Source organism: Marinimicrobium sp. UBA4509, from assembly GCF_002388575.1.
In the GTDB taxonomy this organism is placed as follows: Bacteria; Pseudomonadota; Gammaproteobacteria; order Pseudomonadales; family Cellvibrionaceae; genus Marinimicrobium; species Marinimicrobium koreense.
In genome coordinates, this window is record NZ_DGMV01000032.1 from 77,859 (window position 1) to 93,322 (window position 15,464).

Genomic DNA, 15,464 nt, shown 5'->3' on the forward strand with positions numbered 1-15,464 from the left:
CGCCGCCGAAGGCATCGGCTGGGACACCAAGCCGCCGGAAGGCATCTATCGGGGCATCGCCCAGGTGAAGGGTTTTGGCAGTTACGTGGCCGCGGCTGCGGAGGTGTCGGTCACCGACGGCAAGGTCAAGATGCACCGCATCGTGGCCGCCACCGATCCGGGGCATGTCATCAACCCGCAACAGGTGGAGGCGCAGGTCGCCGGTTCATTCGTGTACGGCTTGTCGCCCCTACTCTACAGCGAAGCGACGGTGAAAGACGGGCGCATTGAGCAGGAGAACTTCAACACCTACAAGGTGATGACGCTCAAGGATATGCCCAAGGTGGAAGTGATCACCATGCCCTCCGGCGGCTTCTGGGGCGGCGTGGGCGAGCCCACCATCGCGGTGGCCGCTCCGGCGGTACTCAACGCCATCTTCGCCGCAACCGGCAAACGTATCCGCGATATTCCCCTCAAAAACACGGACCTGACGGTCAGCTAGAAAACAATGTCTCCCCTTGCACGACAAGGGGAGACATTGCATCAACAGGGCACCTCAGCTCCACGTCGGGCGTAATACCACCAGGTTACGAACAGACAGCTCACGTAGAACACCACAAAGCCGGTCAGGGCCGCGGCGACACCGCCGGTCATATCGAATGAGGTACCGTAAGCTTTGGGGATAAAGAAACCGCCGTAGGCCGCGATGGCGGAGATGAAACCGAGTACCGCCGCCGCTTCTCTGTTGCCTTCCACCTGAGCCTGTTCGGTGTCGCCCAGCGCACGCTGGCGTAGGGTCATAAACATCACCGGCACCATGCGGAACGTGGAGCCATTGAGAATACCCGAGGCGACAAACAGCACCAGAAACATCCCGAAGAAGCCCCAGAAATTACCGGCACTGTCTTCTCCGGGCAGAAACTGCAGCACACCGACGACACCGGCAATCATCACCGCGAAAGTCCAGAGGGTCACGCGCGCACCGCCCAATTTGTCGGCAATCACCCCACCGGCCGGACGCGCCAGGGCACCGAGCAAGGGGCCAATAAACGCGTATTTGGTCGGGTCCACATCCTTGAACAGCATGCCGGACAGCAGCGGGAAACCCGCGGCAAAGCCGATGAAGCTGCCGAAGGCGCCCAGGTACAACCAGCACATCAGCCAGGTGTGCTTGCGTTTGAAAATCACCGCCTGATCACTGAACGAGGATTTCGCCGAAGCAATATCGTTCATGCCAAACCAGGCCGCTATCGCCGCCACAATAATGAACGGTACCCAGAGCAGAGCGGCATTCTGAATCCACAGGTTCTCGCCCGCCAAGGCGCCGGACTGAATCACCATGGGGTCACCCCCGAACGGGCCCAGCACACTGGCGGCGATCGCCAGCGGCGCAATCAGCTGCATGGCGGATACCCCGAGATTACCCAGGCCGGCATTCAACCCCATGGCGCCGCCCTTCTCCGCTTTCGGGAAGAAGAAGCTGATGTTGGCCATGCTGGAAGCGAAGTTGCCACCACCGAAACCGCACAGTAAGGCCAGAATCAGCATCACCAGATAAGACGTATCGGTATTCTGAAGGGCAAAACCCAACCACAGACAGGGCAGCAGCAGCGAGGCGGTGGAAATCGCGGTCCAGCGGCGGCCGCCAAATATCGGCACCATAAAGCTGTAGAAAATACGCAGCGTCGCCCCGGACAGCGCCGGCAAGGCCGCCAACCAGAACAGCTGATTGGAGGTATAGGGGAAACCGAGCTGGGGCATTTTCACCACCAGAATGGACCAAATGGACCAGACCGCAAAGGCGAGAAACAGGTTGGGGATGGAGATCCACAAATTGCGTCGGGCGATTTTTTTGCCTTTCTCTTCCCAGAAGGTTTTATCTTCCGGACGCCAGTCCTCCAGCACAAAAGCATCGGGCGTGGAGAATTCCGGCAGGTCGGTGACTTCCTGTCCGGAACGCCACTCGTGCCGCTCCGCCAGGCGAATGGCGTAGTGCATCCAGGCCAGCGCCGCACCAGAAATCACAAACAGCAACATGAAAGCGCTCTGCCAGACACCGATCACGTCGTTGAGCATGCCGAAGGTCAGCGGCAGAAAGAAGCCACCCAGGCCACCGATCATGCCGACGATACCACCCACAACCCCAACGTGGGTCGGGTAGTAAACGGGAATGTGTTTGAACACCGCCGCCTTACCGAGCGACATGAAGAAACCGAGAATGAAGGTCAGCACCACAAAGGCGGGCAGAGTCAGTTCAAAGCTGAACTCCAGGGTGCGATCCACCCCCAGCACCCGGTATTCGGTGGGCGGATAGCTGAGCAGAAAGCAGCAGATGACCGAGGCGGTCAGGGTCCAGTACATCACCCGACGGGCGCCGTAGCGATCGGACATCCAACCACCGAGAATCCGGAACAGCGAGGCGGGAATAGTATAGAGCGCGGTGAGAATACCGGCGGCGGCGATACCCAGCCCGTAGACTTCCATCAGATAGTGGGGCAACCACAGCGCCAGGGCCACAAAGGCGCCGAACACAAAAAAGTAATAGAGTGCAAAGCGCCAGACCCGAAGGTCTCCCAGGGGCGCCAACTGCTGACTCAGCGAGGTGATGTTGGCACGACGTTTCGCCAGTCCGGGATCGGCCTTGGCGAACAGGATAAAGCCCACCCCCATCAGGGCAATCACCACCGCATACACCTGAGCCGTCACCTGCCATCCGAGCGCGAGCAACAGGAAGGGGGCACCGAAGTTGGTGATCGCCGAGCCGACATTACCGGCACCGAAAATTCCCAGCGCCGTGCCCTGCTTGCCCGCTGGATACCAGGCCGAGGTGTAGGCCACCCCGACAATAAACGAGCCGCCGGCCAGCCCCACACCGAGCGCGGCCAGCAACAGCAGATAATAATTCTGCGCCATGCTCACCAGCAGCACGGCCACACCGGTGGTGATCATCAACAGGCCAAACACCCAGCGGCCGTCGAACCTATCGGTGAGTACACCGAGGAACAGGCGGCTGATGGAGCCGGATAAAATCGGGGTCGCCATCAACAAACCGAGCTGGGTATCACTCAGCCCCAGCTCTTGCTTGATCTGGATACCGAGGATGGAAAAGATCGTCCAGACGGCAAAGCACAGGGTGAACGCAAAGGTGGAAAGAAAAAGCGCACGCCGCTGGTCGCGGGGGGCGATGGCGCTGGCATCAAGCATGAGGCGTCTCCAGAGAACCGGGCCGATAAAAACCCGACAATGTTTAGGGGTACTGCCTCATAGTAGAAATGATTGGCGCCCGTGCCTATTGAGCCGTTTAGGCACCACCTGCTACCTCTGAATGGGTAGGCGAAAGTTCTTTGGCATAAGGAGCAATTCGGCTTAGGGGTTATAGATGAACGCGTGGCGCCGCAGGTACAAGGCCCAGGCCGCCAACGCGCAGAGACCATAGAACAGCGCAAAGCCCAGAAATGCCTGATAGACGCCGTCCATTCCGCCGGCTCGATTCAGCGCCAGAGGGATATATACCATCCCCAGGGTCGCTACCGATACCAGCCACATTTGCGCCGGCTGTCGTCGGGTCGGGGGGAACACTTGGGGCAGTGCGCGCAGCAAGGCGGCGTAACCAATGCCCGAGGCCGCGAAAAGCAGCGCCATCGCGAGCAAATACGGCATAAGGTAGTCCAGAGGGAACTCGGACAAGGTCAGGGCACGCAAGCTCCAGAATACGGCCACCGCGCCCAGCGCCAGCCCGAGCATACTGACCGCCGCCACCCGTGCACCGCCCCAGCGCCCGGCCGCCCAACCGCCCAAGGGGCGAACCAGAATGGCCAACAGGGGAAACATCCAGGCATAAAGAAATACTCCGGAATACCCCTGCGTCTCACCGAACAGCTGACAGGTCACGATCGGGAACACCAGGGTCAGCCCCAGGAATGTACCCACACTGGCAAGCCACAACAGGCTCATCAACCAGAGGTGCCGGTGGGACAACAAACCGATCAACCGCTGACGCTGAGGCGCGGAGGAGAGCCCCGCAACCAGCAACACGCACAGGGCCAGCACACACATCAGCGTGAGCTCCACCGGCATCCAGACCGAGACGCCACCGAGCGAACGAGGTAAGGTCAACCAGCCGGCCAACGCAGCCAGAAGTCCGCCGGCGAACAGCGCGGATACACCGCGACGCCAATCGCTCACCGCGAGGGACTGTCGCCAAGGCGCACGCAGGGACCAGAGCAGGAGAATGATCAGGGCAAAAATAGCCCAGAACAGACCGCTCCAGCCCAGCCAGATCGAAGTGTTTTCAGGCAGGCGCCCCAGAAAGTGACTGACGCTCAGATTGAGCCACTGGGGCTCACCCACCGGCAGCGGCACCGTAATAACCAGCGGTACCACCAACAAGCTGAGCACCACCCCCAGATGCCCCGCCAGCGAGGCCGCTTCCAGGCCGTAGCGCTGTGCCTCGTCTGAGGTTTCCGCCGGTCCGCCCAGGGCTGCCAGACCGCCACCGCCGAGCCCCACCAACAGAAACAGTGCCGGCAGCCAGGTCCGGCTCAGGGGCGCGCCACTGAGCATGAAGGTCAGCACCACCGCCACCAGCAGCAGAATCAACAATGTGCTGAGCACCAGGCCGCGGCCGTAGCTCAACAGCCAGAAGCCGAGCGTCAAGCGCAGGCAACTGGCCGACAAACCCGTCAACGCCAGCAGGGACAGTAAATCGGAATAGCTCAGATCGGTGCGGGTGCCCGCCAACAACACCACCCAGACCGATGGCAACAACCACAGTCCGAAGCCGCAGACCAATACCGCGCCCACCCAACCGGGCCCCGGACCGGTGGTGTCGGTCGATACCTTGGTCGGGGTAGACAAGTCACGCATAGGGGACGCACTGCTCGCAGGGTTGATCGTAATCCTCATCGCGCTACTATGGGCGCTGGGCAAAAGGCGCTCAATGCCCCCTTGGACATAGGGGCACTCGGGCGTCACCCTCCAAAGGGCTACCCACACTGGACAGCTTGCGCCTTTTTCATCCTTACGCTAAGGCCGCCCGCGACTTGCCAAAAAGAGGTAAGCCACTGACAATGCGGCGATATTGATTGATTTGGGAGACATCTTTATGAGCCACGACGCGGCCAGCATCATGCTGGTGGATGACCACCCCTTATTGCGCAAAGGGTTGCAGCAACTGATTGAACTGTCCGACGACCTGGAGCTGGTCGCGCAGGCCGGCAGCGGCGCCGAAGCCATCAAGCTCGGGGAAGAACTGGACCCGGACCTGATTCTGCTCGACCTGAACATGCAGGGCATGGACGGACTGGAAACCCTGGAAAAATTGCGCGGGGTGGGAGTGACTTCCCGCATCGTGATGCTCACCGTCTCCGACGCCGACGAAGATGTGATTGCCGCCATCTCCCGGGGCGCCGACGGTTATCTGCTCAAGGATATGGAACCGGACGAACTGCTCACCCAGATCGAGCGCGCCCTGCAGGGCAAGATGGTGATGAGCGAAGCCGTGACCCAGGCCCTGGCCACCGCCATCCGCAAGCCCCAGCCCAACAACGAAGCCAAGCTCGACAGCCTGACCGGGCGCGAGCTGGAAATTCTCAAACTGATCGCCAAGGGGCTGAGCAATAAACTCATCGCCCGGGAGCTGGACATTTCCGATGGCACGGTCAAAGTGCACGTCAAACATCTGCTGAAAAAGCTCGGCCTGCGCTCACGGGTGGAAGCCGCCGTGTGGATGATCAACCAGGAAAAGAGTGACTGATGGCCTGCTGCGACGAACCCCAACTGATTCCGGTTCAGGACGCCATCGCCCGCATGCAAGTGGCGGTACAGGCGGTGACCGACACGGAGACCGTTTCCCTGCCCGAGCTGCTCGACCGGGTCACCGCCGAGCCGGTACACGCCGGCTTTAATGTCCCCGGCTACGACAACTCGGCGATGGATGGCTACGCTCTGCGCGCCCAAGATGCCGGACAAGTGTTGACGCTGGTCGGACAATCACTGGCCGGGCATCACTTCGACGGTGAACTGAACGCTGGGCAATGCGTACGCATTACCACCGGCGCCACGATTCCCGCCGGTGCCAATGCGGTGGTCATGCAAGAGAATACCGAAGTCGACGGCGATAGCGTTCGCGTGATGAAAGCGCCTGCTACGGGCGAGAATATTCGTCGTGCCGGCGAGGACATCACACAAGGCCAGGAAGTGTTTCCCTCCGGTTATCGTTTCGGTCCCGTGGATATTGCCCTGCTCGCTTCCCTGGGCTTGGCCGAGGCCTCGGTCAAGCGACGCCTCAAAGTCGCGGTGCTGTCCACCGGCGATGAACTTACTCCGCCGGGACAACCACTGAAAGATGGCCACATTTACGACAGCAACCGCTACGGCCTCATCGCCATTCTTCAACGCCTGAACGTCGAGGTGCTGGACCTGGGCCTGATTCCCGACCAGCCGAATCAGATCCGCGCCGCTTTCGAACGCGCCGGAGCAGAAGCCGACGCCATCATTTCCAGCGGCGGTGTGTCGGTAGGCGATGCGGATTATGTCAAAGACATTCTCGGCGAGCTGGGGGAAATCGGCTTCTGGAAAGTGGCCATCAAACCCGGAAAACCTTTCGCCTTTGGGCACCTGGGTAAGGCGGTATTTTTCGGCCTGCCCGGCAACCCGGTGTCCTCCATGGTCACCCTGCACCAGTTGGCGCTACCCATCCTGCGCACCATGGCCGGCGAAGCACCGGAACCGCCTTTGCAGGTGACTGCCAAGGCCGCCAGCGGCTACAAGAAAAGCCCGGGCCGACAGGACTTCCAACGCGCGACCGTGCGTTGCATCGATGGCGAAAACCAGATCGACAGCAACGGCGCCCAGGGCTCCGGTGTACTCACCTCCTTCCTCGGCGCCAATGCCTACGCCGTGCTCGAAGCCGAACGAGGCAAAGTCGAAGCCGGCGAGCCCGTCACCGTCATTCCCTTTGATCGGTTTATTACCTGATTAAAGCGGCACCACATGGGTGCCCTACTTCAGCGGCAATGCCACCTCATGACGGCGGATGCGCGCTCCGCGCTCCAAAACGTCGGACCGATCCGCCCTACGGATAGCTCGGAGGCCGCGTAGGGCGGATAAGGCCGGAGGCCGCATCCGCCATGATCGAACGCAATGCGCTATCTAAGACAAGACTTCATATCTGGCAACGGCGGATGCGCGCTCCGCGCTTATCCGCCCTACGCCAGGTTTTTAACCAGCAGGGCGGTTTCCGGGTCGCAATCCACCGGGAGTTGCAGGCGGACGCGGTGGCCCGAGCCCGGGGCGCGTTCTATCGGGGTGCCGGCTTTATCCTGCAGCGCGCTCAGCTCAAAGGGGTGATTGCCTTCGGGCGTCAGCAGGTACAACCGCTCCCCCACAGAGAAGCCGTTTTTGGCTTCGACTTCATACCACTCTCCTACCCTCGCCTTGGGCTCGGCCACCCACTGCTGGGCACCGTTGTGGTGCGCACGCTCCAGGTTCTGCAGGGTTTCGGGGCGGGCGTGGCGGTCCAGCAGGCCGGCGGTGTAGCCTCGGTTGGCCAGGCCTTCCAGCTCAAACAGCAGGCTCGGGTCAAAGGCTTTCCCGGCGACGGCATCGCCGATGGCGCGGCGGTAGACCTGGGCGGTGCGGGCCACATAGTAAGGCGACTTGGTGCGCCCCTCGATTTTGAGCGAGTGCACGCCCATCCGGGTCAGCTGCTCCACATACTCCACGGCACGCAGGTCTTTGGAGTTGAGGATATAGCTGCCGTGCTCGTCTTCATCCATCGGCATCAGCTCACCGGGGCGGGTCTTGTCCTCGATCACCACGGGCTCCCACTGCCCGATTTCGTTTTCCCGGGCGGGCCTGGCCTCGTACTTCCAGCGGCAGGCGTTGGTGCAGGCGCCCTGATTGGGGTCGCGGTGGTTGAAGTAGCCCGAAAGCATGCAGCGCCCGGAATAGGCCATGCACAGGGCCCCGTGTACAAAGACTTCCAGCTCCATGTCCGGCACCTGCTCGCGGATTTCACCGATCTCCTCAATGCCCAGTTCCCGGGACAGGATGATCCGCTCGATGCCCTGCTCCTGCCAGAACTTGACCGCGGCCCAGTTGACCGTATTGGCCTGGACCGATAAGTGCATGGGCATATCAGGAAACTGCTGGCGGACCAGCCAGATGACGCCGGGGTCGGAGACGATCAGGGCGTCTGGCCCCATATCCACCACCGGCGCCAGATGCTTGATCAGGGTGCGGACCTTGTTGTTGTGTGGCGCCACGTTGGTCACCGCATAAAAGCGTTTGCCCAGGGCATGCGCCTCGCTGATGCCCTGGGCCATGGCCTCGTGATCAAAGCTGTTATTGCGCACCCGCAGGCTCATGCGTGGCAAACCGGCGTAGACCCCATCGGCACCGTAGGCAAAGGCCAGGCGCATGGCACGCAGGCTGCCGGCGGGGGACAGAAGCTCGGGGGCAAACAGGGACATTGGGCAAAGATCCTCAGGAATTGGGCATCACAGCGGGCAAAAACCCGCGCATACTAACGGCACGCGCACGCTAAGTGGTTGATTTGACTCAAAACTGCCACCGAAAAGTGCCAACTACCCATGAGGAGGTAGACGGGGTTATACCTCGGAGCCATAAACCTTTGGCTAAAATTGGACTACAATGAACGTACATTCACACCGAGCCCATTGACCTAAGGCAACGCTAAGGTCCATGGGCCGTTACCCTCTCACCCAACCGGGTGAGCCGAGGTAACCGGGGCCGTTCGGGAAACCGGGCTGCCTCCCGCGCTTGGAAAGGTGTTTCTATGCTGACTGACTCTTTTGATCGGCGCTTCAGTTACTTGCGCCTGTCCGTTACCGAAGTGTGCAACTTTCGGTGCGACTACTGCCTGCCGGACGGGACCGATTGTGGCCCCGATGCCCGCGCTCAGGACCTGACCCTCGACGAAATCCGCCGTCTGGTGAATGCCTTTGCCCGCTTGGGCATGCGCAAAGTGCGCATTACCGGCGGCGAGCCCTCCCTGCGCAAAGATCTGACCGAGATCATCCGACTGTGCAAGCAGACCCCCGGTATTGAAACCGTGGCCATGACCACCAATGGCTACCGCCTGACCAAGGACATCGATGCCTGGCACGCGGCAGGCCTGGATGCGCTCAACGTGAGCATCGACAGCCTGGATCACGCCAAGTTTGAGATGATCACCGGTCACAACAAGCTGCAGGAAATTCTCAAGGGGCTGGAACGTGCGGCCGAGCTGGGCATTCCCAACATCAAGGTCAACAGCGTATTGATGAAGCACTACAACGACGATGCGCTGGATGACTTTATCGACTTTGTGAAAGACCGGCCCATCACCCTGCGCATGATCGAACTGATGCAGACCGGGGACAACGCCGAGTTTTTTGATCGCCACCACTTGAGCGGCGACCGGGTGATCGAGCGGATGCGCGCTCAGGGTTGGGAGGAGCGACTGCGCGGCCGGGACTCCGGCCCCGCCCGGGAATTCTGGCACCCGGATTACGCCGGCGGCATCGGCATGATCATGCCCTATAGCAAAGACTTCTGCGCCACCTGCAACCGTCTGCGCGTCTCCAGTCAGGGGCAGCTGTTCCTGTGCCTGTTTGTCGATGAGCACCAGAGCCTGCGCCACCTGTTGCAGTCCGATGATCCGGAGCCGGTGATGGCGTTTTTGCGGGAAGCCATCAAGGGCAAAGATTTCAGCCATCACCTGCACGAGCAGAACCCCGGCTCGACCCGGCAGCTGGCGATGATCGGCGGTTAAACTTTTACCTGATTCAATAGATTGTTACGGAGTAGCTGTTAATGGCACACGCCTTACCATCGGAAATGAAACCCCTGAACATTGCGGTTCTGACCGTTTCCGATACCCGCACCTTTGAGAACGACACCTCGGGTCAGTACCTGGTGGACGCTCTGCAGGAAGAGGGCCACACCCTCGCTGACCGCGCATTGCTGAAAGACGATATCTATCAGATTCGCGCCCAGGTCTCTGCCTGGATCGCCGATGCCAAGGTGCATGTGGTCCTGATCACCGGTGGCACCGGGTTTACCGACCGGGATTCGACCCCCGAGGCGATGAAGCCGTTGTTTGATAAAGAAGTGGAAGGGTTTGGGGAGATGTTCCGGCAGATTTCCTGGGGGGAGATTGGTACGTCGACCATTCAGTCTCGAGCATTGGCGGGGTTGGCGAACCATACCTTGATTGCCTGTCTGCCCGGGTCGACCGGGGCCTGCCGCACAGGGTGGACGAAGTTGTTGCAGCCGCAGTTGGATGCTCGGCAGGGGCCTTGTAATTTTGTGGGGCATTTGGTTCGGTAGAAGAATCGGCTTGGGTTGCGGCGGATGCGCTTCGCTTATCCGCCCTACGCGTAACTCAGGAAGTGGTGTAGGGCGGATAAGCGCAAAGCGCGCATCCGCCGTTACCATTGCTATACGCTACTCCCCCGTCGCAATAATCCCCAACTCGCTATACACACTGCGCAACACATCGTAATGCTCCTGAATGGAGCACCCTTCGTGATTCCGCTTTTTGATGCCCTTGCGGGTAAGCTCAATATGCCACTTGGGCGTTACGCCGTGGCGGGCCAGGGAGTGCTTGACGCAGGCCAGGGCGCAGCCGTCGATGGCGCAGATATCCCGGCCGGATTTGGCGACCTTGACCAGACTCGGTACATCGCCACCCACGCCCGCAATGCAGGACATTTCAGCGTGGCCTTCCCGGTCCATCACCACGGCAATATCGTTCGCCAACTGGGCCACGTTCGAGCGGCCCGAGCAGGCGTAAACCAGCGGTTTCTGTGTGTCGTCCATAGTAAATTCCAAAGCTGACAACGTGTGAAGTTACTTTACGCTGACTGCACACATCCGCCTTGACGTAAATCAACTGAGCCTCAGTCGAGGCTCAGCCGCACTTGGACGCGCCGCAATTGAGGCAGGTTTTGCAACCATCCATGATGATCACCGCTTTGGTATGGCACTTCAGACACAAGGTTGCGGTCGGCGGAAACTCATCACTGCCATGCTCGATGTGATGCTTCTGCTCGTACTCCACCTGCTTCTCCTTGAGCACCTCCCGCTGCGCTTCAGAAAGTGCTTCATCCTGGATCAGGCCGATGCGCTTCATGTGGGTTTCGATGGCGTCGCCGATTTCCGCTACCAGCGAGGGCATAAAGCGGCCGCCGGATTTGAAGTAGCCGCCCTGCGGGTCAAACACCGCTTTCAGCTCTTCCACCAGGAAGGTCACATCACCACCCTTGCGGAACACCGCGGAGATGACGCGGGTCAGCGCCACCACCCACTGAAAATGCTCCAGGTTCTTCGAGTTGATGAAAATCTCGAAGGGGCGGCGCACTTCGTGGTCGGTGCCCGGGTTCAGCACCACATCGTTGATAGTGATATACAGGGCGTGGTCGGACAGCGGTGTCTTGATTTTGTAAGTGCTGCCTTCGAGGGTTTCCGGGCGCTCGAACTTCTCGTGCATGCGCTCGATGTCCGGCTCTTTCTCGGGCTCCGGCTTTTTGATGGAGAAGCCGGTGATTTTTTTGTCAATAACTTTGGCGTTCATACAGACTGCTCCAATTAAAACTTGCCGTAATAACCTTCTTTCAAGGCCTCGTACAGGTTGGCGGCGGTGTGCATTTCGCCGTCGTACTCCACCTCTTCGTTGCCCTTCAGTTCGAGCTTTTGACCGTCCTCCAGCTCAAACACATAGGTGGTGTTTTCCAGATCCTGCTCTTTCACCAACACACCCTGGAAGGCTTCCGGGTTGAAGCGGAAGGTGGTGCAGCCCTTCAGCCCTTTCTCGTAGGCGTACAGGTAAATGTCCTTGAACCGGTCGTAGGCGATTTCTGTGGGCACGTTGATGGTTTTGGAAATGGAGGAGTCAATCCATTTCTGCGCCGCGGCCTGCACATCCACATGCTGCTCCGGGGTGATCTGGTCGGACACCACAAAGTACTCCGGCAGACCGCTCTCCCCCGGCTGCGGGTAAGGCTTGGCTTTGGGCTCGACCAACTGGCGATAGCGCAGCAGTTCGTAGGAGAACACATCCACTTTCTCCTTGGTTTTCTTGCCACTGCGGATCACATTGCGCGCGTAGTGGTGTGCAAAACTGGGCTCAATGCCATTACTGGCGTTATTCGCCAGGGACAGGGAAATGGTGCCCGTGGGCGCAATGGAGGAGTGGTGGGTAAAGCGGCCACCGGTATCCGCCAGCGCCGCCACCAGTGCCGGATCTTCCTCGGCCACCTGCTGCATATAGCGGCTGTACTTTGCCCAGAGCACTTTACCGGGCACCTGATCGCCCACCTTGTACTCTCTGGCCAACTCGGGTTGCTTGGCCAACATGATGGGCGTGACCTCAAAGGTTTCCGCCATGATGGGCGCCGGGCCTTTTTCTTTGGCCAGGTTCAACGACTCGCGCCAGCCGGCCAGCGCCAGCTCTTTGCTCACCTGTTCGGTAAAGGCGATGGACGCGGGACTGCCATAGGGGATCGTGAGCATGGTCAGGGCCGAGCCCAACCCCAGAAAGCCCATCCCGTGGCGGCGCTTTCGTTCGATCTCATTGCGCTGCTGCGCCAGTGCCAGCCCATTGATCTCCACCACGTTATCCAGCATGCGGGTAAAGATGGAGACCAGCTTGCGGAATTTTTCCCAATCGAATTCCGCCTGTTCGGTAAAGGGATGCTTCACGCACTGGGTCAGATTCACGGAGCCGAGCAGACAACTTCCATAGGGGGGCAGAGGCTGCTCACCGCAGTTGTGCACGTAGAGCCCATTGGCATCGAAGGCGTTGATGCCTGGAACCTGCACGTCGTAAACGGTTTCGGTTCCCACGGGGGTCAACCCTTCCACCGTCACCATAAACCGCTCGCGGTTCAGGGTGCGCTTGTAGCTACCCAGGGCATTTTTCAGGCGGGTCATTTTGTCGATGTCGGAAAAGCCCACCCGTTCCTTAAAGGTCGGCAGATTATCGCCACTGATGACCAACTCGTGTTGGGCGACGGTGGCATACGCTTGCTGGCCACCCCGGCCATCCGGTAGCGCACGGTGCTGGGCCGGGCGACGATTCTGGTAAAGGCGAGCCGCAATGCCGAGGCGCAACAGCATGCGCTGAACGGCTTTCAATCTAGGCAGGTCGGACTGAGCCAGACGCACGCTGACGCCCTTCTGCTGAGAGCCCTGCACCGAACCATCGGCATCGAAAAAACCGCGCAGGAAGCCGCGATAGAATTCGCTGGAGCGTGTTTCCAACGCGGGGGTAATCACTTTATTGCCGGGCGTCATGCCCAGGTCTTCGGCCAGCTGTTTGATGGCGCCCGTGGCCAGACGGTATTCGCCCCGGCCGGGCATTTCCATCCAACCCCGGAAATCCGCCCGGTGCGGCAGAGTGCGGGCGCAGCGCAGCGCCTCGACCATGACCGGGTGTGCCTGGGGAGAATCACCCACTGCCTGTTGTCCCGGCCACACCGACAGAACGGCTTTGTCGCTTTTCAGCGTACCGTCGCCCACCAGCAAGCCCATCAGGTAGCCCTCTTCCCGGCTACCCTCGCCGGACCAGTCCGGAATCGCCCGGTGGTTGTGCAGGACGATCTGATCGCCCGGCTCCAGTTGCTCAGCGGGCACCCAATCAAGCGTTTCCGACCAGCGGCTTTTGGAAGCGACCTTGCGCACTTTGTGGTCACCGGTCAGTTTCACGGTATAACCTTCGCGCGTGGACAGTTCGAACACCGGTTTATCGCCGGTGACGAAGAAGCCTTCTTCGCCGGACGCGTAGTGGGTGCCGTCCACCCGGGCGGTAAATGGGCGCCCCACCAGTTCACCGACCTGGCGCGGCCCCTCCGCGGTTTGAACCCAGGTATCGGCGGTAACGCAGGGATTGGTCGCGCGAATGTCTTCACAGAACCAGTTGTTGTTCCACTGGTTGACCCGATCGATCAGGATAAAGCCGGGCTCAGCGAAGTCGTAGGTGGAACGCATGATCTGGTTCCACAGTTGCCGCGCCGGGACTTTCTTGTAGACCTTGCAGGCGATTTCACCGTCGTCGTTCCGCAGGTATTTGTCGGATACATGATCGAGGCGCCGCCAGACCACCTGTTCGGGGTCATCACCGTCCAGGCCCTCGCGCTTGAGGTCATTCTCGGTGATGGGGAAACTCAGCGGCCAGGTGGCATCGGCTTTGACCGCCTGCACAAAGTCATCGGTAATCAGCAGCGACAGGTTGAACTGGCGCAGACGCCCGGCCTCGCGCTTGGCCCGGATGTACTCGCTGACGTCCGGATGGTGCACATCAAAGGTGGCCATCTGGGCACCGCGCCGGCCACCGGCCGAGGAAATGGTGAAGCACATCTTGTCGTAGATATCCATAAACGACAGCGGCCCGGAGGTGTTGGCGCCGGCGCCGGCCACGTAGGCGCCTTTGGGACGCAGGGTGGAGAACTCGTAACCGATGCCGCAACCGGCTTTCAGGGTCAGGCCGGCCTCGAGGTTTTTGTGCAGAATGTCTTCCATCGAGTCGCCGATGGTGCCTGAGACGGTGCAGTTGATGGTGGAGGTCGCCGGCTTGTAGGCCTGGGCCCCGGCATTGGAAATGATCCGGCCGGCGGGAATGGCGCCGTTGCGCAGCGCCCAGAGAAACTCTTCGCGCCAGTGGGCTTTGCGCTTGGGCTCGATTTCGGACAGCGCCTGCGCGACCCGCTCCCAGGTGGCATCGATGGTCTGATCCACCGGCTGGTCCTGGTGGTCTTTCAAGCGGTATTTCTGGTCCCAGATGTCCTGGGAGGCGGGCTGAAGTTCGACCGCCGACTCGGTGATGTCCCTGGATTGCTCTGTCATTCGTCAGCCTCAATAAAGTCGTTGGAATTTTGGGGGCCGCGCTCAGGCGACCTGCACGATACCGGCCATCTTGTGCCAATAGCCGTTGACGTCCTGCGCGGCGCGCGCCTGGGCTTCGCCCCGGCTGGCGGCCCTGAACCGGGCGAGCCACTCCAGGGTGCCCTCGGGCTCCGGGCTGAGGCGCACCGCGTCCACCAGCCCGGCCATTTGCGGCACCTCGGTCACCAGATTGTACCGATCTCCGGACTGGGTCTGAATACCATTGAGCACGAACAGCCGCTCGTCTTCCTGATTGTAGACGGGACGGCCCGACGGGTATTTGATGCAGCACAAGTCACATTGATCTTTGGGCCGATTTTCCGAGCGGGCGGTAAAGCAGCGCGCCGACCAGGCCAGGGGCAGATGCCCAAAGCCGAACACCTCGACCTCAAAGCTGCTGCGGATATCCTCAATATCCGGGTGCCGCAGTATCTCCGACAGCCACTCCCGGGACAGTTCCACCGGCATCAACCAGCGCTGCATACCGAACTGCACCAGTTGGCGCAGGGTCTGGGGGTTGTAGCAGTTGATGGCCGCTCCAGCGACGAAGGGCAGCCCCGCCTCCCGCAGCAGGCCCACCGCGCCGATATCGTTGG

Annotated in this window: 12 protein-coding genes and 1 riboswitch; of the genes, 5 read left to right on the forward strand and 7 right to left on the reverse strand. The window is 60.5% G+C overall.

Annotated features, from left to right (window positions below):
• A partial coding sequence (locus B3520_RS04355) for a molybdopterin cofactor-binding domain-containing protein (protein WP_286875480.1) occupies nucleotides 1-481 on the forward strand: 481 nt, incomplete at its 5' end.
• Between the two features lie 41 nt (nucleotides 482-522).
• On the opposite strand, the gene B3520_RS04360 is transcribed toward B3520_RS04355, so the two are convergent.
• A complete protein-coding gene (locus tag B3520_RS04360) occupies nucleotides 523-3,183 on the reverse strand; it encodes a nitrate/nitrite transporter (protein WP_286807268.1) in 2,661 nt (886 codons plus the stop codon).
• Nucleotides 3,184-3,345: 162 nt separating this feature from the next.
• The gene (locus B3520_RS04365) at nucleotides 3,346-4,845 is read right to left on the reverse strand and encodes a hypothetical protein (protein WP_286875481.1); all 1,500 of its coding nucleotides are present in this window, start codon (nucleotides 4,843-4,845) and stop codon (nucleotides 3,346-3,348) included.
• 238 nt (nucleotides 4,846-5,083) lie between these two features.
• Here B3520_RS04365 and narL point away from each other — a divergent pair, with 238 nt between their 5' ends.
• Entirely contained in the window at nucleotides 5,084-5,734 is a 651-nt protein-coding gene (gene narL / locus B3520_RS04370; RefSeq protein WP_024461215.1) for a two-component system response regulator NarL, read from the forward strand.
• On the forward strand, nucleotides 5,734-6,957 hold the full coding sequence (gene glp / locus B3520_RS04375) for a gephyrin-like molybdotransferase Glp (protein ID WP_286807266.1): 1,224 nt from the start codon (nucleotides 5,734-5,736) through the stop codon (nucleotides 6,955-6,957). The genes narL and glp overlap by 1 nt, the downstream gene beginning before the upstream one ends.
• Nucleotides 6,958-7,187: 230 nt before the next feature.
• On the opposite strand, the gene B3520_RS04380 is transcribed toward glp, so the two are convergent.
• Nucleotides 7,188-8,453 (reverse strand): U32 family peptidase, encoded by a 1,266-nt coding sequence (locus B3520_RS04380; protein WP_349678207.1) that lies wholly within the window; start codon nucleotides 8,451-8,453, stop codon nucleotides 7,188-7,190.
• A gap of 184 nt (nucleotides 8,454-8,637) precedes the next feature.
• Nucleotides 8,638-8,790: riboswitch (molybdenum cofactor riboswitch) on the forward strand.
• Between B3520_RS04380 and moaA the strand changes: the two genes are divergently transcribed.
• Nucleotides 8,780-9,757: a GTP 3',8-cyclase MoaA gene (gene moaA, locus B3520_RS04385; RefSeq protein WP_286807265.1), complete on the forward strand. Its 978-nt coding sequence runs from the start codon at nucleotides 8,780-8,782 to the stop codon at nucleotides 9,755-9,757. (Overlaps the previous riboswitch by 11 nt.)
• A 41-nt stretch (nucleotides 9,758-9,798) precedes the next feature.
• Entirely contained in the window at nucleotides 9,799-10,314 is a 516-nt protein-coding gene (moaB, locus tag B3520_RS04390) for a molybdenum cofactor biosynthesis protein B (RefSeq protein ID WP_286807264.1), read from the forward strand.
• A gap of 117 nt (nucleotides 10,315-10,431) precedes the next feature.
• Here the strand turns inward: moaB and B3520_RS04395 are convergent, their stop codons facing one another.
• The 4 genes from B3520_RS04395 to B3520_RS04410 form a co-directional block, all read right to left on the reverse strand.
• Nucleotides 10,432-10,806: a putative zinc-binding protein gene (locus B3520_RS04395; protein ID WP_286807263.1), complete on the reverse strand. Its 375-nt coding sequence runs from the start codon at nucleotides 10,804-10,806 to the stop codon at nucleotides 10,432-10,434.
• A gap of 91 nt (nucleotides 10,807-10,897) precedes the next feature.
• The gene (locus B3520_RS04400) at nucleotides 10,898-11,560 is read right to left on the reverse strand and encodes an NrdJb (RefSeq protein WP_024461223.1); all 663 of its coding nucleotides are present in this window, start codon (nucleotides 11,558-11,560) and stop codon (nucleotides 10,898-10,900) included.
• Between the two features lie 14 nt (nucleotides 11,561-11,574).
• On the reverse strand, nucleotides 11,575-14,829 hold the full coding sequence (locus B3520_RS04405) for an LAGLIDADG family homing endonuclease (RefSeq protein WP_286875482.1): 3,255 nt from the start codon (nucleotides 14,827-14,829) through the stop codon (nucleotides 11,575-11,577).
• Nucleotides 14,830-14,871: 42 nt separating this feature from the next.
• Nucleotides 14,872-15,464, reverse strand: a 593-nt coding sequence (locus B3520_RS04410) for a U32 family peptidase (protein WP_349678474.1), incomplete at its 5' end; no start/stop codon positions are given.